General features: G+C 72.7%; 13 protein-coding genes. 9 read left to right on the top strand and 4 right to left on the bottom strand.

The window, feature by feature from the left end; genetic code table 11:
• The first annotated feature begins 132 nt into the window (after nt 1–132).
• The 3 genes from QHG49_RS17005 (at nt 133) to QHG49_RS16995 (ending at nt 8,604) form a co-directional block, all read left to right on the top strand.
• Complete coding sequence (locus QHG49_RS17005; RefSeq protein WP_145486968.1) at nt 133–2,352, top strand: flotillin family protein; 2,220 nt, start codon at nt 133–135, stop codon at nt 2,350–2,352.
• A 134-nt stretch (nt 2,353–2,486) separates the two neighbouring features.
• Entirely contained in the window at nt 2,487–7,490 is a 5,004-nt protein-coding gene (locus QHG49_RS17000) for a DNA repair ATPase (protein WP_301490203.1), read from the top strand.
• 34 nt (nt 7,491–7,524) lie between these two features.
• Nucleotides 7,525–8,604, top strand: coding sequence for a restriction endonuclease (locus QHG49_RS16995; protein WP_236576369.1), 1,080 nt, complete (start codon nt 7,525–7,527; stop codon nt 8,602–8,604).
• Between the two features lie 14 nt (nt 8,605–8,618).
• Here QHG49_RS16995 and QHG49_RS16990 read toward each other — a convergent pair whose 3' ends face one another.
• Together QHG49_RS16990 and QHG49_RS16980 are read right to left on the bottom strand one after the other, a co-directional pair.
• Nucleotides 8,619–9,776 (bottom strand): permease, encoded by a 1,158-nt coding sequence (locus QHG49_RS16990; RefSeq protein ID WP_301490202.1) that lies wholly within the window; start codon nt 9,774–9,776, stop codon nt 8,619–8,621.
• A 339-nt stretch (nt 9,777–10,115) separates the two neighbouring features.
• Nucleotides 10,116–10,745 (bottom strand): phosphatase PAP2 family protein, encoded by a 630-nt coding sequence (locus QHG49_RS16980; RefSeq protein WP_145486979.1) that lies wholly within the window; start codon nt 10,743–10,745, stop codon nt 10,116–10,118.
• A gap of 370 nt (nt 10,746–11,115) precedes the next feature.
• Here QHG49_RS16980 and QHG49_RS16975 point away from each other — a divergent pair, with 370 nt between their 5' ends.
• The 4 genes from QHG49_RS16975 (at nt 11,116) to QHG49_RS16960 (ending at nt 16,573) form a co-directional block, all read left to right on the top strand.
• Nucleotides 11,116–12,723, top strand: coding sequence for a hypothetical protein (locus tag QHG49_RS16975; RefSeq protein ID WP_301490201.1), 1,608 nt, complete (start codon nt 11,116–11,118; stop codon nt 12,721–12,723).
• 360 nt (nt 12,724–13,083) lie between these two features.
• A complete protein-coding gene (locus QHG49_RS16970; protein WP_159703309.1) occupies nt 13,084–14,121 on the top strand; it encodes a sphingomyelin phosphodiesterase in 1,038 nt (345 codons plus the stop codon).
• Nucleotides 14,122–14,292: 171 nt separating this feature from the next.
• Entirely contained in the window at nt 14,293–15,237 is a 945-nt protein-coding gene (gene sigJ, locus QHG49_RS16965; RefSeq protein WP_301490200.1) for an RNA polymerase sigma factor SigJ, read from the top strand.
• A gap of 130 nt (nt 15,238–15,367) precedes the next feature.
• Nucleotides 15,368–16,573 carry an NAD(P)/FAD-dependent oxidoreductase gene (locus tag QHG49_RS16960; RefSeq protein ID WP_301490199.1) on the top strand — a complete coding sequence of 402 codons (1,206 nt, stop codon included), beginning with the start codon at nt 15,368–15,370 and terminating at the stop codon, nt 16,571–16,573.
• A gap of 45 nt (nt 16,574–16,618) precedes the next feature.
• On the opposite strand, the gene QHG49_RS16955 is transcribed toward QHG49_RS16960, so the two are convergent.
• Nucleotides 16,619–17,215: a TetR/AcrR family transcriptional regulator gene (locus QHG49_RS16955; protein ID WP_301490198.1), complete on the bottom strand. Its 597-nt coding sequence runs from the start codon at nt 17,213–17,215 to the stop codon at nt 16,619–16,621.
• A 122-nt stretch (nt 17,216–17,337) separates the two neighbouring features.
• Here QHG49_RS16955 and QHG49_RS16950 point away from each other — a divergent pair, with 122 nt between their 5' ends.
• Nucleotides 17,338–18,150: an SDR family NAD(P)-dependent oxidoreductase gene (locus QHG49_RS16950; protein WP_370530474.1), complete on the top strand. Its 813-nt coding sequence runs from the start codon at nt 17,338–17,340 to the stop codon at nt 18,148–18,150.
• A 187-nt stretch (nt 18,151–18,337) separates the two neighbouring features.
• Nucleotides 18,338–19,066, top strand: a complete 729-nt coding sequence (locus QHG49_RS16945) for a hypothetical protein (protein ID WP_301490197.1) — start codon at nt 18,338–18,340, stop codon at nt 19,064–19,066.
• Between the two features lie 311 nt (nt 19,067–19,377).
• Here the strand turns inward: QHG49_RS16945 and QHG49_RS16940 are convergent, their stop codons facing one another.
• Complete coding sequence (locus tag QHG49_RS16940) at nt 19,378–22,425, bottom strand: tetratricopeptide repeat protein (RefSeq protein ID WP_301490196.1); 3,048 nt, start codon at nt 22,423–22,425, stop codon at nt 19,378–19,380.
• Nucleotides 22,426–22,596 lie beyond the last annotated feature (171 nt).

Raw genomic sequence — 22,596 nt, 5'->3', positions numbered from 1 at the left:
CGGTCCTCCCGGACGCACCATCCTCTGCGGGGAGCACTACGGAGGGTTCCGGTGCCGGGCATCGCGGGGGGATGCCCGGCACCGGCGCCTCGGGGGAGCTCCGGCCCGCTGTCTGACGCAAGGACGTATGCCATGGAAGCCCTCGGCGTGCTCGTCGCCGCCTGTGTGATCATCGCCGTGCTGTTGCTGCTCGGGTTCTCCCGGCTGTACCGCAAGGTGGACCAGAGCCAGGCACTGATCGTCTCCAGGACGCGGCGTGTGGATGTGTCCTTCACCGGACAGGTCGTGCTGCCGATCCTGCACAAGGCCGAGGTCATGGACATCTCGGTGAAGACCATCGAGATCAGCCGCTCCGGCCGGGACGGGCTGATCTGCCGGGACAACATCCGCGCCGACATCCGGATCCTGTTCTTCGTCAAGGTCAACAAGACCGTCGAGGACGTCATCAAGGTCGCCCAGTCCGTGGGCACCGAGCGGGCCAGCCACCAGGACACGCTCCAGGAGCTGTTCCACGCGAAGTTCTCCGAGGCGCTGAAGACCGTCGGCAAGCAGATGGACTTCACCGACCTGTACACCAAGCGCGAGGAACTGCGATACCACATCATCGAGTTGATCGGCGTCGACCTCAACGGCTACCACCTGGAGGACGCGGCGATCGACTACCTGGAGCAGACGCCGCTGACCCAGCTGGATCCGGCCAACGTCCTCGACGCGCAGGGCATCCGCAAGATCACCGAGCTGACCGCCGTCGAGCATGTGCGCACCAACGAGGCGAAGCGCACGGAGCAGAAGGAGATCACCCGGCAGGACGTCGACGCCCGCGAGGCCATCCTGGAGCTGGAGCGCCGGCAGGCGGACGCCGAGATCAAGCAGAGGCGGGAGATCGAGACGTCCCGCGCCCGCGAGGAGGCCGAGACCGCCCGGGTGATGGAGGAGGAGCGGCTGCGCGCGCAGACCGCGTTCCTGCGCACCGAGGAGCAGCTCGGGGTGCAGCGGGAGAACCAGGCCCGGGAGATCGCGGTCGCCGCGAAGAACCGCGAGCGGGTCATCGCCGTGGAGAACGAGCGCATCGAGAAGGACCGCCTGCTGGAGGTCATCGCCCGGGAGCGGGAGACGCAGCTGACCCAGATCTCCGCCGAGAAGGAGGTCGAGGCGGAGAAGCGGGAGATCGCCGAGGTCGTCCGGGAGCGGGTCGCGGTGGACCGTACGGTCGCCGAGCAGGAGGAGTCCATCAAGAAGCTGCGCGTGGTCGAGGAGGCCGAGCGCGAGCGGCAGGCCCTCGTCATCGCCGCCGAGGCGGAGGCGCAGGAGAAGCTGGTCAAGGACATCAAGGCCGCGGAGGCCGCCGAGCAGGCCGCGACGCACCGGGCCGCCGAGGAACTCACCCTGGCCGAGGCCCGGTTGAAGACCGCCGACCTGAACGCGCGGGCCAAGCTGCGGCTCGCCGAGGGCGTGCAGGCCGAGTCGGCCGCCGAGGGGCTCGCCGCGGTGCAGGTCCGCGACAAGGAGGCCGAGGTCACGGTCAAGGCCGGGCGCGCGGAGGCGGAGGCCACCGAGGCGCGGCTGCGGGCGGAGGCCGAGGGCGCGCAGGCGAAGGCGCTCGCGGAGGCGGAGGGCGCGCGGGCGAGGGGGCTCGCGGAGGCGGAGAGTGCGCGGGCCAGGGGGCTCGCGGAGGCCGAGGGCGCGCAGGCGGCGGCCGCGGCGACGGAGGCACGGCTGCGGGCCGAGGCGGAGGGCGCGCGGGCGAAGGCCCTCGCCGAGGCCGAGGGCACGAAGGCGGCGGCGCTCGCGGAGGCCACCGGCATCGGCGAGAAGCTGAAGGCCGAGGCGGCGGGGCTCACCGAGAAGGCGGCGGCGATGGCCGCGCTGGACGAGGCGTCGCGGGGCCACGAGGAGTACCGGCTGCGGCTCCAGGCGGAGAAGGAGATCCGGCTGGCCGGGCTGGAGACGCAGCGGCAGGTGGCCGAGGCACAGGCGACGGTGCTGGCCACCGGTCTGGAGAACGCCGACATCGACATCGTCGGCGGGGAGTCCGTCTTCTTCGACCGGCTCGTCTCGGCGGTGTCCTTCGGCAAGGGCGTCGACGGTTTCGTGGCCAGCTCCCGTACGGCCCAGACCCTGGCGAAGCCCTGGCTGGACGGGTCGGGGAGCTTCACGGAGGACCTGGGCCGGGTGCTCGGGACCGTGGGGACGGCGGACGTCCAGAACCTCACGGTGTCGGCGCTGCTGCTGAAACTGATGAACGGCGGCGGCGCGGAGGCGTCCCAGTTCCGCCAACTGCTGGAGAAGGCGGGGGAGCTGGGGCTGGCGGAGGTGCCGGTCGCCTCGCTGAACGGCGCTGCCCGCACCTGAGGCGAGCACCCCGAAGGGGCGCGGGGCCGCATCGATGTGCGGCCCCGCCGCGTGGGCGCGAGCGGCCACGACGCACCCGCCCCCGCCATTGACCAGCCCCCGCGGCGAGTAGCCCGCACACGAAAGGGACGCGCATGTCCACCGCCCCCGAGCCGCAGGCATCCGTCGACGCCGGCACCTACGACGTCCTCCGCGACCGGCTGGCCGCACACGCCGCCGAGCTGGCGCGGCGGGCCGAGGACCTGAACACCCGCCGCGCGCAGGAGTTCGGCTCGACCCGCCTCGCCCTCGCCTCCACCACCAGCCTCAAGACCCCCCACGCCACCCTCCGCCAGGACATCGTGGCCGTCGGCGACCGCCTCCTCCTCGGCAGCCGGGCCCGCGGCAGCGAACCCGTCCTCGCCCTCTACGACCGCGACGGCAACCGCCTCCCCGAGGACGACGGCTTCCTCGACGACCCCGCGTTCGTCCGCGAGTTCACCGCCCTGACCCGCTACTACCGCGACGCCCACCTGCTGCGCCTGCGCCGCACCGACGGCCGCCTCCTCGCGGTGTTCCGCACCGGCGAGAAGGCCGACGACATCCGCGCCCTGCGCTGGACCCTGACCGAGGACGGCCGCGCCGAGTTCCTGGACGCGCGCGGCGACCGCGACGACGTCGTACCGCCGGCCCAGGACGTCACCTGGACCGACACCGGCCGCGCCGACCACGTGCTGGGCCGCGAGCCGTACGTCGCCGTACCCGGCGGGCTCGGCGTCGCGGCCCTCGGCGGCACCCTCACCGTCCGCGCCGAGGACGGCACGGAGCTGTACGCCGAGCCCGTCGAGGAACCCCTCCAGTCCCTCGCCGACGCCGCCGTGGCGTACACGAGGGTCGGCCCCCTGACGCTGCTGCGCGTACGGCCGTACAAGGAGGACACCGACCGCTACCTGGTCTTCAACGCCCTGACCCGGACGGTCGTCCGCCTCGACGGCCTCGGCCAGGCGTGCCGGCGGCTGCCCGAGGAGCAGGGCGTCGTCTTCCCCGGCGGCTACTGCCTGGCGAGCGGTCGGCACAAGGCGTACGAACTCGACGTGCGGGGCCTTGAGTTCGAGCAGGAGATCCGCGCGCCCAACGGGGAGGACGTGCTGTACGCGTTCCGGGACCGTTCCGGCGGCGGCACGCTCCTGCTGTCGTACAACACCCTGCGCAAGGAGGTCGCGACCCCGCTGTCCTGCCAGGGCTGGGCGCTGTTCGAGGACGGCGCGCTGGCCGTGCTGCGCGCCGGGGGCGACGAGCCCGCGCACACGCATCCCGTGCAGTGGTGGACCTCGCCGTACGTCTCCGACACCCACGCCGCCGCCCTGCGCACCGGCACCGGCCCGCTCGCCCGCGTCGGCAACGCCGACCTCGTGCGGGGCCTCGCCGACTGCCTGTCCGTGGCGCGGCTGGTGGCCGACGGCATCACCACCGGCGAGGGCTACCGGGCGCTGACCGCCGCGTGCGTCCGCGCGGCCGACACCCACCACTGGCTCACCGACCCCGAACTGGGCAGCATCCAGAAGCCGTTGGCCGCCGTCCGCGAGACGGCCGAGCAGGTGCTGGCCGAGTTCGAGACCGTACGCGCACTCACCCGGCAGGCCGCCGAGGCGCTGGACGAGGCCGCCGAGCGGATCGCCGCCGTGGTGCGCCGGGTGCGCGGGGAGGCCCCGCGCGAGGCCGCCGCCTGGGTACGCGGACTCACCGAACTCCGGCGCGCGCACGGTCACTTGCTCACTCTGCGCGAACTGCGCCACGTGGACGCCGAGCGGCTGGCCACGCTCGCCGCCGAGGCGGAGTCCGACCTGGCCGCCTTCGGCAGACGCGCGGTGGCCTTCCTGTCCCGGGAGGACGCCTTCACGGCCCAACGCGCCGACGTGGAGCAGCTGGTGGCCGACGCGGACGCGATCCGCACGGTCGCCGACGCAGTGCCCGTCGCCGAGCGTCTCGACGAGCTGGCGGACGGGCTGCGCACCGTCACCGAGGTGGTCACCGGCCTCGACATCGCCGACGCCACCGTGCGCACCGCCGTACTGGAGCGGATCGCCGACGTCCTGGGCGGCGTCAACCGAGCCCGGGCCACCCTCGAAGGCCGCCGTCGCGCCCTCCAGGACCAGGAGGGCCGCGCGGAGTTCGCCGCCGAGACCGCCCTGCTCGCGCAGGCCGTCACCGCCGCGCTCGCCGGTGCCACCACCCCCGAGGCGTGCGACGATCAACTCGCCACCGTACTGGCCCGGTTGGAGGACCTGGACGGCCGGTTCGCCGAGTTCGACGACTTCCTGACCGAGCTGGCCGGCAGACGCACCGAGATCTACGAGGCGTTCGCCGCCCGCAAGCAGTCCCTCGCCGATGTCCGGGCCCGCCGGGCCGAGCAGCTCGCCGTATCGGCCGGACGGATGCTGGAGACGGTGGCCCGGCGCGCGGCCGGGCTCCCCGACGCCGACGCGGTCACCGCCTGTTTCGCCTCCGACCCGCTGGTCACCAAGATCGTCCGCATCGCCGGTGAGCTGCGCGGCCTCGGCGACAGCGTGCGCGCCGAGGAACTCGACGGGCGGCTCAAGGCCGCCCGGCAGGAGGCCGCGCGGGCCCTGCGCGACCGCGGCGACCTGTACGCCGACGACGGCCGCACCCTGCTGCTCGGCGGCCACCGCTTCGCCGTCAACACCCAGCCGCTGGACCTCGCCCTCGTCCCGGCCGCCGACGGCCTCGCCCTCGCGGTCACCGGCACCGACTACCGCGCCCCCGTCACCGACCCCGGCTTCGCCGCCACCCGCCCCTACTGGGACCGGCACCTGCCCTCCGAGTCGCCCGGGGTCTACCGCGCCGAACACCTCGCCGCCCGCCTCCTCACCGAGCACGGCCCGGCCGCCCTCGCCGCCGCCGACGACCTGCCGGGCCTGGTCCGCCGGGTGGCGCAGGAGTCGTACGACGAGGGCTACGAGCGCGGGGTCCACGACCATGACGCGACCCTGATCCTGACCGCGCTGCTGCCCCTGTACGACGCCGCGGGCCCCCTGCGCCACGAGCCTGCCGCCCGCGCCCGGGCCCAGCTCTTCTGGACCCACGGCACCACGGAGGCGGCCCGCACCGCCTGGACCCGCCGCGCCGTGTCCCTGGCCCGCGCCCGCGACGCCTTCGGCCCGACGGCGGCGCTGGGGGACCTGGTGGCGGAGCTGGCGGCGGCCCTCGGGGAGTGGGAGCGGTCCGAAACCGGTGATCGGACGGGCGGGGAGCGGTCCGAAACCGGTGATCGGACGGGCGGGGAGCGGTCTGACTCCCGCGATCGGGCGGGCGGGGAGCGGGCTGATTCCCGTGCGAGGTCGGCCGGGGAACGGTCTGATTCCCCTGAGAGGGCGGGTGCGGGCCCCGACCGGTGGTCCGCCGAGGCGTCCGCCGCCTACCTCCTCGACGAACTGACCGGCGGCACCGGCCCCGAGGGCTTCGTGCTCGGCGCGGCCGCCCGCGCCCTGCTCGACAAGTTCCGCCGGGCGCTCGGCGGTTCGGACTACGGCCATGACCTGGAGGGGCTGACCGAGCTGCGCGCCCGCCGTCAGGTGGTCGAGGCATGGCTCACGGCTTACGCCACGGCGAGCGGCAGCGACGCCGCCCCCGGCGAACTGGCGGAGGCGGTCGCCGCCGAACTGTGCCCCGCGCTGCCGCGCTACGACGGCGACGCCCGGCTCACCACCACCGTCGAGGGCCTCCTCGGCGCCCACCCCCGGGTGGCGGGCGGCCGGCTGGAACTGCGCCTGGACGAGTTCCTGGCCCGTACCGCCCGGCACACCGCGCACGACGTCCCCGGCTTCCGCGCCTACCAGCGCCGCCGCTCCGCGCTGCTCGCCGCCGAACGCGAACGGCTGCGCCTGGCCGACCACCGCCCCCGGGTGATGCCGGCGTTCGTCCGCAACCGCCTCGTGGACGAGGTCTACCTCCCGCTGATCGGCGACAGCCTCGCCCGCCAGCTGGGCACCACCGGCGCCGGGAAGCGCACCGACACCGGCGGGCTGCTCCTGCTGGTCTCGCCGCCCGGCTACGGCAAGACGACGCTCATGGAGTACGTCGCCGACCGGCTCGGGCTGATGCTGGTCAAGATCAGCGGCCCGGCGCTCGGCCACTCCGTCACCTCGCTGGACCCGGCCGACGCCCCGAACGCCACCGCGCGCCGCGAGATCGAGAAGATCAACTTCGCGCTCGCGGCGGGCAACAACACCCTCCTCCACCTGGACGACATCCAGCACACCTCGCCCGAACTCCTCCAGAAATTCATCCCGTTGTGCGATGCGACACGGCGCGTGGACGGCGTGTGGGACGGGGAGCCGCGCACCTACGACCTGCGCGGCAAGCGGTTCGCGGTGTGCATGGCGGGCAACCCGTACACGGAGTCCGGGGAGCGGTTCCGCATCCCCGACATGCTCGCCAACCGCGCCGACGTATGGAACCTGGGCGACGTCCTGACCGGCAAGGAGGACGTCTTCGCGCTGAGCTTCGTGGAGAACGCCCTGACCGCCAACCCGGTCCTCGCGCCCCTCGCCGCCCGCGAGCGCGCCGACCTGGACCTGCTGGTCCGGCTGGCCGCGGGCGACCCGACGGCCCGCCCCGACCGGCTCTCCACCGCGCTGGCGCCCACCGAACTCGACGCCGTGCTGGCCCTGTTGCGCCACGTCCTCGCCGTCCGCGACACCGTCCTCACGGTCAACGCGGCCTACATCGCCTCCGCCGCCCAGTCCGCCGACGCCCGCACCGAACCGCCGTTCCGCCTCCAGGGCTCGTACCGCGACATGAACAAGATCACCCAGCGGCTGCGCCCGGTCATGAACACCGCCGAGCGCGATGCGGTCGTCCGGGACCACTACACGGCCGAGGCCCAGACCCTGACCACGGGCGCCGAAGCCAACCTCCTCAAACTCGCCGAGCTGCGAGACGAGTTGGACTCCGCCCGGTCATCCCGCTGGACGGAGATCAAGTCCGCCCACATCCGCACCCGCACCCTCGGCGGCCCCGAGAACGACCCACTGACCCGCGCGGTCGCCGCCCTGACGCTGCTGGCGGACCGGGTGGCGGCGGTGGAGTCGGCGATCGTCCGGGCCGTGAGGACCGAGCGCGAGGGCACCTCCCGCTGAGAACCGCCGTCGTACCCGTCCCTAGAGTCTGGGCATGGTCACCGAAGCGGCTCTGCGCGGATATCTGCTGGAGGAAGTGCTCGCCTGGCTGCTCAGGTCGAGCGGCTACGAACTCGTCTCGGAGGAGGAGGAGAAGTGGCTGCCCCGGGAACACCGGGTGCTCGAACAGGGTCCCCACGGGCTGACCGTGCGTGGCCGGGGCGCGCGGCACCAGGCCGACGCGCTCGGGCAGTTCTGCTATGTCCCGCCGTTCTCGCTGCCGGTGAGGCTCTTCGTGGAGGCGAAGTTCACGGAGAGCAAGGTGCAGTTGCCGACCGTGCGCAACGGGCACGGAGTGGTGCACGACATCAACGAGAACATGGTGACCACCCTCCAGGGCCCCGGCCCGAGCCGTCCTCGGCCGCGCCACCACTACAGCTACGCCATTTTCTCCACGGCCGGCTTCAGCCGGAACGCGCAGGAGTACGCGCTCGCCCACCAGATATCGCTGGTCGACCTGTCCATGCCCGACTTCGCGGGCCTGCGGGAGCTGGTGCGGTCGGTGGCCGGGGAGATCCACCGGGCGCTTGCGGCGCTCCCGGCCGGGGAAGCGCCGCGGCCGTACCGCGTGCGCAGACATCTGCGCCGCCTTCTGCTCGCCCTCGTGGGTGAATACATGGAGTACGACCGCGACGCCGATGCTCACCCGCTGCCGGAGAGCGTCGCGCAGCCCCTCGACCGGATGGCCGATGTCCTGCGCAGTCGGTCGACGCTCGGCCTCGTGCTCGCCTTCCCGTCGGCGCCGTTCGTGCTGGGCCTGGCCTCCCGGGACCTCTACGCTTTCGTGGACTACGCCCGCGACCACCTCACCCACGACGTCAACCTGGGCCGGGTCCAGGACGGGAGCCACTCCGTGTGGCGTGTGCGCCCCGCCGACGATCCGGATGCCTACGCCATGACCTTCAGCCTCCCCAAGCAGGTCGAGTCCTGGATCCGCGACCAGGAGAAGGCGGTCAACGAACGCGCCCGCTCGGTCAAGCGCCGCCTCCTTTCGACCATGACCGTCTACTGGCTCGACGGCGACCACATCCTGACCTTCCAACTCAGGTACGCACCGGTCCAGTTGCACCAGTGACCTCAGCTCGCGCCTCAGCCGTGCCCGTGCTCCTCGCCGTCCCCCGGCCCCCCGCCCATCGTGCGCAGCATCGCCGTTCCGCCCGTGCGCAGGAAGCGGAGGGCGAGGGAGGCGGCGAGGAGGAGGAAGGCGATGTTGAGCCAGGTCGTGTAGTTCCAGCGGACGCCCTCCTCGGGGAGCTGGGCGACGGCCTGGTCGGGGATGAGGCCGAGGCCGCCGAAGAGGAACTCCACGGCGTAGCCGGCGACCGCGATGGCGGTGAAGAAGGTGGCGAGCAGGAAGCCGGCCATGCGGGGGCCGTAGTACTTCCGGTAGATGTTGAGGATCGGCAGGATCAGCAGGTCGGCGTAGATGAAGGCGATCACGCCGCCGAAGCTGATGCCGCCCTTCCACAGGACCACCGCCAGCGGCACGTTGCCGATGGAGCAGACGAACGTGGCGACGGCGACGACCGGGCCGATCAGCGGGCCGATCAGCTTGGCCGCGAGGGGATGGCCGGCCAGGAAGAAGGTGTGCCAGAAGTCGTCGGGCACCCAGGCGGCGATGGCACCGGCGATCAGCAGTCCGGCCACCAGGTCGCGCAGGATCGCGGCCCACTCCATGACGAAGATGTGCGACACGGAGGTGAGCCCCGCGCGGGAGAGCAGCCGGCGCAGGAAGCCGCCCTCGCCCCGGACCGACATGTCCATCGCCGCGTGGCCCTCCATCGACCCGGCGACACCGCGCTCGGCCTGCTCCCGGGCTCCGCGCAGCAGGCGGTCGCGCAGGAGGACGCGGAACAGCACCGCGAGTACGACGATCATGATCGGGCCGCCGGTGAACTCCGCCGCGGTGAACTGCCAGCCCATCAACAGGGCCAGGATCACGCCGAGTTCGATGACGAGGTTGGTCGAGGCGATCTCGAAGGCCATCGCCGCGGTGAAGTTCGCGCCCTTGCGGAACAGGGAGCGGGCGAGGGCGATGGCGGCGTAGGAGCAGGAGGACGAGGCGGCACCGAGGCCCGCGGACAGGGCGAGCGTGCGCGGGCGGTCGTCACCGAGCAGTCGTACGACCGTCTCGCGGCGCACCACCGCCTGGACGACGGCCGAGAGGGTGAAGCCGAGGATCAGCGCCCAGGTGATCTCCCAGGTCATCGATCCGGTGATGAACAACGCGTGCCCGATCGCGTGCATGCGGCGCACTCCCTTCCCGCTTCACGGTGGTGCGGGTTCCGTCACGCGGCCGAGAGTACCCCTACGGGGTATGGAGAAACGCGGGAACGACCCGTTCGGCGATCGGTGTCCTCCCCGCATGGATATCCGCGTGGAAGTGGTACGGGGTGTCGCGGGGCTGTTGACCGAGGAGGCGGTGCGGCTCGCCCGTTAGGCGGGGGCGCGCACGCTGGATCTCACCTCGCGCCCGGACCGCGCCTCCGCGAACCGCCTCTACGAGCGGATCGGCTTCCGGCCGCAGGGGTCCCCGCTGTTCCGGCTCGGCGAATAGAGGTCCGGGCGTCGGGTGGCCGGGAGGGATCAGGAGGGCTGGGACGTCAGCAGGGGACGCAGGGCGCCCGTGCGCAGCCGTTCCACCAGCGGTGGGGCGATCCGGCGCAGCACCAGGACGATGACGAGGGAGACGGCGCTGCCGACCAGGGCGCCCACGGCGACGTCGTGCGGGTAGTGCGCGCCGACGTACACCCGGGAGGCGCCCATCGCGAGCGCGGTGACGAGGGCGAGGGCGCCGAGGCGGCGGCTGATCAGCAGCAGGGCCACCGTGAAGGCGAACGCGACGGTGGTGTGGTTGCTGGGGAAGGCGTAGTCGTCCGGCGCGGGGCACGCCTCCAGCAGGAAGTCGTGGGGGAGCGCGCGGCACGGGCGGGGCTCGTCGAAGACGTCCTTGATCCCGCTGTTGACCACGTACGCGAGGACGACGGCGACGGGTGTCGCCAGCACGGCGGCCATCGCGGTGCTGCCCTGACCTCTGGCCCGCCACCATGCCACCAGCAGATACACCGCGAACAGGCCCATGCCGAAGGCGCTGAACACCGACACCGGTTCGTTCAGCCAGTGCGTGTGCCGGGCGAAGTCGGTGACGTCGGTGTACAGGCCGCCGTCTATCGCCGCGCCGTCGAGCGCCTGGGTGGTCGGGGCGGAAGTCGTCATCAAATGGGTCTCCGGGCCGTGCTGCTGTGCCGCGGACTCCGGGAAACGGGCGCGGGCACCGATCGGACGTACGGATGAAGCGCGGACGTCCCCGAGGTGAACGTCTACAAGTATGTAGACGATATCAGGTGACAACACGTGCCGCCGACCCGCCCGTGCACCCCCGCCCCCTCCTTGCCGCCTCCGCCTCCGCCTCCGCCTCCGCCCGGGTCCCGAGCCCGTCCCCTCCCGTGCCCGTGCCGCCTCCGCCCAGGTCCGCGCCGTCCTCGCCCGTGACTGCGCCGCCCCTCCTGACCCGAACGGCCCCGCCCTGCTCGCGCCCGCGTGTGCGGGGCGGTCCGCTGGTGATCTGTACGGCGAGGAGGTGCCAGTGACGAACGGCGCGACCCCCGACCACCCCGACGACCCGGAACGCTCCGACCCCCCTGGCGACCCCTCCCGCTCCGACCGCCCTGGCAGCCTCGACCAGCCGGAACGCCCTGGCGCCCCCGACCGGCCGGAACACACGGACCACCCGGAACACATGGACCACCGGGAGCACACGGACCATCCGGAGCACACGGACCACCCGGAGCACACGGACCACCCGGAACACGCGCAACACGCGGCCCACCCGGAACAACACGACCGCCCCGACGCCCCTGCCCGGCCCCGCCGCACGGACCGCCCCACCCGCCCCGCCCCCTCCGAGCTGGACGCCCTCCGTGCCCGGCTCGCCGCGCTCGAAGCGGAGCGGCACGCGCGGCATGGCGAGGGGCCGCGGGCCCGGCGGCGGCCCGCCTCCGCGCTCGCCGCCGTACTCCTCGTCATCGGCTGCCTGCTCGCCCCGCTCGCCGTCCTCGCCACCTGGGCCGCCGACCTGGTCGGCGACACCGACCGCTATGTCGCCACCGTCGCCCCGCTCGCCCGCGACCCCGCCGTGCAGGACGCCGCCGCGAACCGGGCCACGGACGCGCTGATGGGCCGGATCGACCTGCCCACGCTGCTCTCCGACGTGGCGCCCGAGGACCGGCCCCTGCTGGAGAAGGCGCTCGGCGGGCTGGGCGGCGGCCTGGAGAACGCCGTACGGGGGTTCGTGCACGACCAGGCCCGCAAGGCCGTCGCGTCCCCGGCCTTCGCCACGGTCTGGACCGACGCCAACCGCCAGGTCCACGCCTCCCTGGACAAGGCGCTGACCGGCAGCGGCGGCGGCGCGGTGCGGCTCAAGGACGACACCGTCACCCTCGACCTCGCCCCGCTGATCGAGGACGTCAAGAAGCGCATGGCCGACGCGGAGATGACCTTCGCGAGCCATATCCCCGCCGTCCACGCCCAGTTCACACTGCTGGAGTCCCGGCAGGTCGGCGAGGTGAAGACGTACGTACGGCTGCTGCGGATCGCCGGCAACTGGCTGCCGGTGCTCGCCGTCCTGCTGATCGCCGCCGGTGTCCTGCTGTCGCTGTGCCGCCGCCGCGCCCTCGTCGCGGGCTGCCTCGGCGCGGCCGTCGCCACCGCCCTGCTCGGCATCGGGCTGCGCGTCTTCCGCGTGTTCTACCTGGACCGGCTGCCCGCCGACGTCTCCCCGGGCGCGGCCGGCGCGGTCTACGACACCCTGACCCGCTTCCTGGAGAACGCGGTACGGATGGTGATCGTGCTCGGCGTCGTGATCGCCCTGGCCGCCTGGCTCAGCGGGCCCGGGCGGCGGGCCGGTCTGGTGCGGGGCCTGTGGGGCGACGGCATCGGCGCGGCCCGCGGCACCGCCGACCACGCGGGGCTGCGCACCGGCCCGGTCGGCCCCTTCACGCGCCGGCACCGCGCCTGGTTCACCTGGATCCTGGTCGCCGTGGCGGCGCTGGTCTGCCTGCTGTGGCCGTACCCCACGGGCTGGGTGATCCTCGGGATCGCCCTGTGCCTGCTGTGCGCGCTGGCGGTGGTCGAGTTCCTGGCGGCGCAGCCCCCGCCCCGCCGCCCACGCGAAGGCCACGCACCGCGTTCCTGATCCGTCAGGCTCGCCATCGCGCCCGGCGACCCGGCGACCCGGCGACCCGGCGACCCGGCGACCCGGCGGCCCGACGCCCCCGCGTCAGCACGCACCGCGAGTTCCTCGCCGACGGTCGGCCCATCCGACTCCCGTAATCGCGGCAGCCGTTGGCTGTGCACAGATGACGGAGGAAGATCACGCCTCCGCAAGCTCAATTGACGCCTCCGCACGCCGACTTGTCCAGACACCTCTTCTCTTCTGTCTGTCCACGGCCCGCTTCAGCGATGTTCTTCCGGGCGTACCCGCGCGCCCCTAGTGTCCTGGTGTCATGTACGCGCCCCGCTTCCGGTCGGGGGCTCACTCGCAGCAGGAGAGCGCATGGTCTCGCGTCGTACCGCTACCGCCCTCACCGCCACCGCGGCCGCCACGCTCCTCGGGGTCGCCGGTTACACGGCCCCCGCGGCCGGTGCGGCGGGCGCCGGCACCAGCCTGTCGGTGTTCGCCTGGAACGTCGACCTCGCCACCGCGATCGTGGACAGCACCCAGAACGAGAAGGCGGCCCAGCGCACGCCGGTCATCGAGTCGATCGTCCGCGAGCACGGCGCGGACGTGGTGGTGCTGAACGAGGCCTTCAACAACACCTCGACCGCGGACATCACCAGCAAGCTGTCCGACCTGTACCCGTACCACACCCCGGTGGTCGGCCAGACCTGTTCCGGCGGCGGCTGGACCGGGGTCAGCGGCGACTGCTCCAGCTCGCCGTTCGTCATCAGCGGCGGCACGATGATCCTGTCCAAGTACCCGATCACCGCCCAGTACGCGCACGTCTTCGGCAACTCCGCGTCCAGCACCTGGGACTACCACGCCAACAAGGGCGCGGCACTGGTCCGGATCGCCAAGGGCGGCACGCAGAGCTGGGTGGTCGGCACCCACCTCCAGGCCGACGAGTCCGGCACCTCCACCGACACCACCCGGACCACCCGGCTCGCCCAGCTCCGCGAGATCCGCTCCTGGGCGGACTCCCTCGCCGGGGCGAGCGGCCCGGTGCTGATCGGCGGCGACCTGAACGTGGAGTACTACGGCGGCCGGTCCCGCGGCGATTACGCCGACGCCCAGAGTGCGGTGAACGGCGTCCTCGGCACCCCCGCCACCGACCCGGGCCAGACCCTGCGCACCATGGACTGCGCGGTCTCCGCCTGGTGCCGGCACATGTCCGGCATCGGGTCCTTCCCCAAGGACTACCGCGACGACATCGACTACCTCGGCTACCTCAACGCCCCCGGCCGCCCGGTCCCCTCGGCCGTCTCCCCGGTGAAGGTCGACTTCGACCCCCAGCCCGGCTGGACCACCGGCCAGACCGACACCAACGCGCCCAGCGACCACTACCCGATCGAGACGACGTTCCAGCTCAACTGAACCCGAGTGAATAGGCAGTTCGGTCTCCCGGAGCGCCGTACGGGCGCACCGGGCGGCCGGGCCCCGACGGAGTCGCCCCGGTCCGTGTTCCGCCTCACCGGCGGGCGTCGGCGGGTCACCGGGCCCGATATCCAGGGCGATCGACCGGTTCCGCGGGCTAGGATCCCGGTCATGGCCCTGACCGTGGACGACGTGGACCGGTTCGAGGCGTCCAGGCACCGGCTGGAAGCCATCGCCTACCGCCTGCTCGGTTCGGCGAGCGACGCGGAGGACGCCGTACAGGAGACGTATCTGCGCTGGGGGGCCGCCGACACCGGGCGCCTCGAGGTGCCCGAGGCCTGGCTGACCAAGGTGCTCACCAACCTGTGCCTCAACCAGCTCACCTCCGCCCGCGCCCGCCGCGAGACCTACGTCGGCGCCTGGCTGCCCGAGCCGCTGCTCGCCGGGGACCCGATGCTGGGCCCCGCCGACACCGCCGAACAGCGCGAGTCGGTGTCGTACGCCGTCCTGACCCTGCTGGAGCGCCTCACCCCGAACGAGCGCGCGGTGTACGTGCTGCGCGAGGCGTTCGACTACCCGCACCGGGAGATCGCGGCGATCCTCGACCTCACCGAGACCGCCAGCCAGCAGATCTTCCACCGCGCGAAGAAGCATGTCACCACCGGCCGGGCCCGAGCCGAGGTCGACGAGGCGGCCGCAAGGCGGATCGTGGACGAGTTTCTCGCCGCCGCCACCAGCGGCCACACCGAACCTCTGGTACGACTGCTCACCGAGAACGCCATCGCGATCGGCGACGGCGGCGGCAAGGTGCCGGCCCGCGCCCGGGCGTTCGAGGGGGCCCGCGCGGTCGCGACCTTCATGCGGGGCCTGTTCAAGCCCGGCAAGGCCAAGCGCAACCTGGTCGGCGGCTCGCCCGACCTCCATGTCGCCCTGGTCAACGGCGCCCCCGCGCTCGTGGTGGTGCTCGACGGACGGGTCATCGGCATCACCTGCCTGGAGATCACCCGGCAGGGCATCGCCGCCTTCCGCAGCCAGGTCAACCCGGACAAGCTGGTGCGCGCGACCCGCCGTTGGGCGGCCGGTGAGCACGGCGACCCCGTGCTCAAGGTCTTCTGACGCCCGCGTGACGCCGGTGTGACGCCAGTGTGACGCGGGCCACAGCCCGCTCCTGTCAGGAAACGGCGGGCCGCCCGGTTCAAGGGGCGAACCGCTTGGGACACCGTCCCACGAGCGACAGGAGCAGGCCATGCAGCACCGCGTCATCGTCCTCGGCGCCGGATACACCGGAGCCACCGCAGCCGGCCGCCTCGCCCGCCGGCTGCGCCGCGAGGACGTCGCCATCACCCTCGTCAACGCCGAGGCCGACTTCGTCGAGCGCGTCCGGATGCACCAGCTCGCCGCCGGACAGGAACTGGCGCCCCGGCCCCTCGCCGCCATGTTCACGGGCACCGGCGTCACCCTCAAGCTCGCCCGGGTCACCGCCGTGGACGCCGACCGCGGCACCGTGACCGTCACCGGGGAGCGGGGCACGGCGGAGGAACTGCCGTACGACACTCTCGTCTACGCCCTCGGCAGCGGAGGGCACGACCAGGGCGTCCCGGGTGTCGCCGAGCACGCCCACGACCTCGCGGGCCGCCCCGGCGCGCTGCGGCTGCGCGCCCGCCTGGCCGAGCTGGCGGCCGGCGCCCCCGTGGTCGTGGTCGGCGGGGGCCTCACCGGCGTGGAGGCCGCGACCGAACTCGCCGAGGCCCGCCCGGATCTGAACGTCGCCCTCGCCGTGCGCGGTGAGCTGGGCGAACGGTTCTCGGCCAAGGGGCGCCGCCATCTGCGGGCGGTCTGCGACCGGCTCGGCATCACCGTGCACGAGCACACCGCCGTGACCGCGGTGGCCGCCGGCCATGTCGCCACCGCCGACGGCGGCACGCTCCCGTCCGCCGCGACCGTGTGGACCGCAGGCTTCGCCGTCCACCCGATCGCGCGGGCCACCACCCTGGAGACCGGGGAGAACGGTCAGATCTTCGTCGACCGGTCGATGCGCTCGGTCTCGCACCCGCGGGTGTACGCCGTCGGCGACGCGGCCCTCGCCATGGGTCCCGGTGACAAGCCGCTGCGGATGTCCTGCGCCTCGGGGATACCGGGCGCCTGGCAGGCGGCCGACGCGATCGCGGCGCGGCTCAGCGGCGGGAAGGTGCCGGTGACGCCGGTGCGGTACTTCCAGCAGTGCGTCTCCCTGGGCCGCCGGGACGGCCTGATCCAGTTCGTCACCGCCGACGACCGCCCTGTCGACCGCGCCCTGACCGGCCGCCTCGCCGCCCGCTACAAGGAGGCCATCTGCAAGGCCGCGACCTGGGGCGTCGCCCACCCGCTGCTGGTGCCGGGCAGGGCGCGGCGGGTGGTGCCGGGGGAGGGTGGCGCGGTCGGCGCGGAGGCCGTCGGGACGGCGGCGGTCTGAGCGTCCCGTTCCCTCGAACCGCGCGTGTGCGCACGGGAGTTGGCGCTACTTCCCGGCCGTACGGAGGTAATCGATCCCGGTGTCGAGCGCCGCGCTGAGGTGGGTGGAGTCGCCGGTGGACATCATGAGGGAGACGCCGCCCTGGATGCCGGCGAGCAGGGCGGCGGCGGCCCGGTCCACATCGAGGGCGGGGGAGGCCAGGCCGCCCGCCTGGAGGGCGCGCATGCCCTCGGCGAGCTGGTGCTGCCACTGGCGCATCAGCTCGGTGACGATCGCGCGGGCGCCGGGCCGCCGGTGGCCGACCTGGAGGAAGAGCGAGCCCAACGGGCAGGTGTCGCCCTGGCGTTCGTACCGCTCCACGACCACGTCGCGCCAGCGCCCCCAGGACTCCCAGGAGTCGAGGCAGCTCAGGTGCGGCTGCTGGTCGGCGAGGACGCGGTCGGCCTCGAACCGGGCGACGGCGAGCAGCAGTTCGTCCTTCCCGTCGGGGAAGTAGTGGAAGAGCTGGCTCTTGCTGGTGCCGGTGCGCGCGCGGATGTCGTCCAGGGTGGCGGCCGGGCCCTGCTCGCGCAGCAGCTCGGCGGCGCCCTCGACGATGCGGGCCCGGGTGGCGCGGCCCTTCGCGGTCAGTGTCTCCGACACCGTCGGCTCCCTCCGCTCGGTGGACCGGTGGGTCCACCGTAGCGCCGCCCGTTCTGGACTTGCCGGTCCAATTTTGGCGGCGCACAGTGGGCGCCACACGGCGGGACATGGGAGACCGCGTCATGCGAGACGAGGGAGAGCGCGTCATGAACGACACCGGCACCGCAGGTGGCCGACTCCAGGGCAGGACCGCGCTGGTCACGGGCTCGACCAGCAATATCGGACGGGCGATCGCGGAGGCGTTCGCGGCGCAGGGCGCGTGGGTGATCGTCTCCGGCCGTGACCGGGCGCGGGGCGCGGAGGTGGTCGAGGGCATCCGCGCCGCGGGCGGCCGGGCCGACTTCCTGGCGGCGGACCTGGACGGCGGCGCGGAGGCGTCCCGCGACCTGGCGGAGCGGGCCCGCGCCGCGCTGGGCGGCCGGATCGACATCCTGGTGAACAACGCGGGCATCTACCCGGGCCAGGACACCGCCGGCACCGACGAGAAGACGTTCGACCAGGTCTACGGCGTGAACGTCAAGGCACCCTTCTTCCTCACCGCCGCCGTCGCCCCGTGGATGGCGGAGGCGGGCGGCGGGGCGATCGTCAACCTCGGCTCCTGGATCGCCCGCCTCGGTGTCCCGGTCGGCGCGCTCTACAGCTCGACCAAGGGCGCGATGGAGACGCTGACGCGGGCGTGGGCGGCGGAGTTCGGGCCGCGGGGCGTACGGGTGAACGCGGTGTCGCCGGGGGTGATCCTGCCGCCGTCCCCGGCGGGCACCGAGCCGCATCCGGGCGAGCTCATGATGCGGGGCACCCCGGCGGGCACGGTCGGGACGCCGGACGCGATCGCGCACGCCGTGGTGTGGCTGGCGAGCGACGAGGCGGCGTTCGTGCACGGGGCGGTGGTGGACGTCGACGGGGGCCGGACCGGGGTGGCGGTCGTCGCGGCGTGAGCCGGACCGGGGACGCCCGGAAAGCCTCTCGACACACGGGAGTCGGCCCGGGTTCACCCACCCTTGGCGCAGCTTCACACCGGCCGCACTCTCGCACTACGTTAGAGATTGAACGACCGGTGCCGCCGTGCGCCGAGCCGTGGAGAGGCGGCCGCGTGCGTTCCGTCCCGAGCGCGCAAGGAGCCGCATGCTGCCCTCGTCCTCGCCACCGACCGCCCGCCACATCACGGGTGTCGACCGACTGCTGACCGCCGCCGTACGACTGTCCGGCACCCTTCCGGCCACCCGCTCCACCCTCGGGGTGGTCCGGGGCCGCCACCGGTCCGAACACGAACGCACGGCCGCGCTGCGTGCCCGCCTGTCCGAACGGGGCCTCGTCAGCGTCGAGTTGAGCCCGGCACCGGAGCCGGGTGAGCGTGCCGGCACCCAGCACGGTCTGCCGCCGCGGCCGGTGGGGCTGCTGGTGCACACGCCGGGGGTGCGGCCGGAGCAGGCGATGCGGGCAGCGGCGTTATGGCGGCTGCCGCTGCTGATCGACCGGCCGGACGGGGTGGCGGGCGCGGGGGCCTGCCAGCAGGACGTCATCGGCATCCACCTCGCGGGCCGCGGCTACGAACTCGCGCTGCGCCAGGCCGACTTGATCGCTCTGCACGCCGAGCCGGGCCCCATCCGCCTCATCCTCGACAACGAGAAGATCACCATGCCGGACGGCCGCCGCCTCAGCGTGACGACGACCGGTTCGGGTCTGCTGGAGGTCCGGGGCGAACCCTTCGGGACACGCCGGGTACGCCGCCTGCGCTTCGAACGGGCCTGGGGCACGCACCGGTTGGACGTGGACGGCATCCCGGTACGGGAGGTACGGGCACCACTGCGGATGGAGGCGGACCCGGGGCGGCTGCGCATGGTGCGGGCCTGAGGATCGGGCCCGCGTCCGGAAATTCAGGAGGGCCGCCCTGCCGCCGAGGACGGGGGAGGGCGGCCTGCGTGGTACTACGGGGTGCTTACGCGAGAGGGAGCGTCGGCGGATGGCACGCTATTGCAAAGAGCATGCATGTCATGGCCACGTAAAGAATGTTTCTCACCGGAGCTGCTTTCTAAGTGGCAGGGCAGTACGAACCGCGCTCCATACGGGCGTCTCGTTCGAGCGCTCCGTGGTAGCGGGACGCCATTCATATCCCACCGAAGGCCCCTAGATCAACGGGCGCGTGTGCAGCCGGAAAGGGCCGGTCACCCAGCGGTTGTTCGCGGAATGGCGCGCAGGGCGGTGAGAGTGCGCGAGGCGCGGGCCGCTTCGGCGTGAGCGCCGATCCGCATACTCATTTGGAGACTTTCTTTGGCATATGCCAGAGCCTGGGCCGCGCGGCCGGTGTCCATGTGGGCCAGGGCGGCGTCATGGGCCGCGTCGACCACCTCGCCCGCGGCGTGGATCCGCCTGGCCAGTGCGAGAGCGGCGATGTGCAGCGGTATGGCCTGCTCGCTGCGGCCGGCCGTGCGATGCGCCCGGCCGATCCGGTTCAGGGCGATGGCCTCCCTGCGCCGGTCGCCCACGCCCCGGAAGAAGTCCAGGCTGTGCTGCGAGAGAGCCAGCGCTTCGTCGGCTTTCCCCAGATCGATCAGGGCGTTGGCCAAGTTCATCCGAAGAGTGGCCAGCTCTCTTTTGTCGGACCTTCTCAGTGCCAGGCAGATGGCTTTCCGGTAGGCGCGTTCGGCGCCCTCCGGATCCCCTGTCCTCGTGGCGAGTTCGGCCATGTTGTTGAGCGTGCTGAAGATTCCTCGCTCATGATCGATGGCCGTGAATTGTCTGAGGGCGGAGTCGAAGTAATCGCGGGCCGATTCGATATCCGAAAGATGGAGATGGGTGACGCCCAGGATGTTGTAACTGCGCGCGATCTGGAGCACATTTCCAGTTTGCAGTAGGGAATCAAGGATTCCTTCTTGCAGTGACTTGATCGCTCCGTACTGGCCGGCCTGCCACAGCGATATGCACATCTGGTCGACGCATTCGATCTCCAGTTCCGCGTCCCCCAGCGCGCGCGCCAGCTTCCGTGCCTCGCCCGCCACCGAGATCGCCTCCTCGTAACGGGAGTGATGGATGCGCGCGACGGCGAGGTCGAGCAGGGCCCGTGCCCGCGCCCCGTCGTCCCCGGTGGCGGCCCAGTGGTCGACCGCCCGCCGCAGCAGCGACTCCGACGTGGCCAGGTGCCCGCGCATGTAGAGGAGGCCCATCAATACATGGACAGACAAGGCGAGTTGGCGTTCGGATCCGTACCGGGTGATCCACTCCAGTGTGTCCGAGAGGTTGCCGCTTTCGGTCAGCAGCCATTGCTCGGCCGTGTGTACGTCATTGATCTGAGGGAGAGTGATGAGATTGTCGGCGTCCAGACTGGTACGAGATCGGTAGCGGTGTACTAGACGGTCCGCGCGGTCCGCCGCCCCCATATAGAACGACGCCAGCCGTGCCGTCGCCGCCCGCGACTCCGTTCCTTCCGCGTCGCTCAGTGATCGTGCGTATGTGCGCAGAAGATCGTGCAGGGTGAAGCGATGCGGGGCCGGTTCGGAGATCAGATGCTGGGTGAGCAGCTGTTCCAGCGCCCGTTCCGTCGCGGCGAGAGAGAGACCCGTCAGCGCCGCCACCGCATGCGGTCCGAACTCCATTCCCGTGTGGAGGCTGATCCGCCGGAACACCAGCTGTTGTTCGGCGTTCAGCGCGCGATAGGACAGAGCGAACACATGCTCCAATGTCCTTTCCCCGTCACGCAGTTCGTCCAGCCCGCCCGCACCGGCGGACAGCTGCCGCAGCAGATCCGCCGCGGTCCACGACGACCTGGCCAGCAGCCGGCTCGCCGCGATCTCGACGGCCAGCGGCAAATGGCCGCAGATCCGGACGATCTCCGCGATCTCCTCCGCCTCCGACCGCCCGCCCGCGCCGAGGCGCCGTTCGAACAGGGCGATCGCGTCGGCAGGGGGCAGCACGTCCAGCGAGACCGGTCGCGCGCCCGGCAGGCCCGTGAGCCGGCGGCGGCTGGTCACCACCACTGCCGTCGGCGAGGTGCCGGGAAGCAGCTGCCGTACCTGCTCCGAGCACACGGCGTCGTCGAGGATCACCAGCATCCGCCGCTCCCGCGCCAACGACCGCCACATCGCGGTGAGTTCCTCGGTGTCCTGCGGCAGCTCCCGGCCCTCCGGACCGAGCACCCGCAGCAGCGTGGTGAGCGCGCGGTCCGGCGCGCCGGCCGTCCCCAGTGCCGCGTGACCGCCGAGCCGTACGAAGCAGCGGCCGTCGGGATAGCGGTCCGCCACCTCGTACCCGAGGTGCACGGCGAGCGCGGTCTTGCCGACGCCCCCCATCCCCTCCACGGTCACCACGGCCCCCGACTCGCCCCCGCCCTCGCACAGCGCCGAGGTGAGCCGCCGTATCTCCTCGCGGCGGCCGATCCAGGGGACGTCCCGGGGCAGGTTGTCCGGCACGGATCGGCGGGCGGGCCGGATCACCGGTCGGCGGCGGGGGTCCTGGCCGTGGAGCGCGCCGGCCGGGGTGCCGGCCAGGATCCCCTCCTGGATGCGGTGGAGTCGCCGGCCCCCGTCCAGGCCGATGTCCCGGATGACCCGCTGCCGGGTGCGCTGCAGCAGCTTGGTCGCCTCCGCCGTACGCCCGCCGCCGTGCAGCGCGACGGCCAGCAGCCCCACCAGGGCCTCGTCCACGGGGTGTTCGGAGACCAGGGGGGCGAGGACCGGTACCGCCTCGGTGAACTTCTGTGCGTTCATGAGGAGTTCGGCGCGAGTCATGGCGGCGATGAGCGTCGTCTCGCCCACCGTGGCGCGCAGATGGTCCGGCCAGGACCCGGAGATCCCGGCGAGCGGCTCGCCGTACCGGTGGGCGTCCGCCCGCTCCAGCAACTGGAGCGCCGCGTCGTCGTCGCTGCCCTTGAGCGCGCGGGCCTGTTCGACGCAGCTGGTGTAGGCGCGCAGGTCGACGCGGTCCGGGTCGACGTGCAGGACGTACGAGTTCGTCCGGCTGGTGATGACCGGCGCGTCGGGGTCGGCGGTCCGCAGGGCGCGGCGCACCCGGGAGATATGGGTGTGCAGGGTCTCGCGGGCGGTGGCCGGCGGATGGTCGTCCCAGATGCGGTGGACCAGGCTGTCCACGCTCACGGACCGCCCCGCGTCCCAGGCCAGCGCGGCGAGCGCCGCCCGGGACTTCGTGGGCCCCAAGGGCATGGCCCGCCCGTCGACGCGCACCTCGACCGAACCTGAGAGCCGTATCTCGAACTCCACCAGCGTCCTCCCGCCGGTAGGACCTGTACTGGCCGGGCCTATCAGGGTGTCATGACCCTGATAACGCTGGCTATGCGCACACCACGTCATCCCGAATTTGACCGATAAACAAGATATTTTCCCGGGCCCGGAGCCCGGGGACAGATCCTTCGAGGGGAGGCGGTCGGCATG

Origin of the sequence: Streptomyces sp. WP-1, from assembly GCF_030450125.1 — a bacterium.
Taxonomy (GTDB): Bacteria; Actinomycetota; Actinomycetes; order Streptomycetales; family Streptomycetaceae; genus Streptomyces; species Streptomyces incarnatus.
The sequence above is the reverse complement of the archived record's forward strand: the minus strand, read 5'-3'. Positions and strand labels throughout refer to the sequence as shown.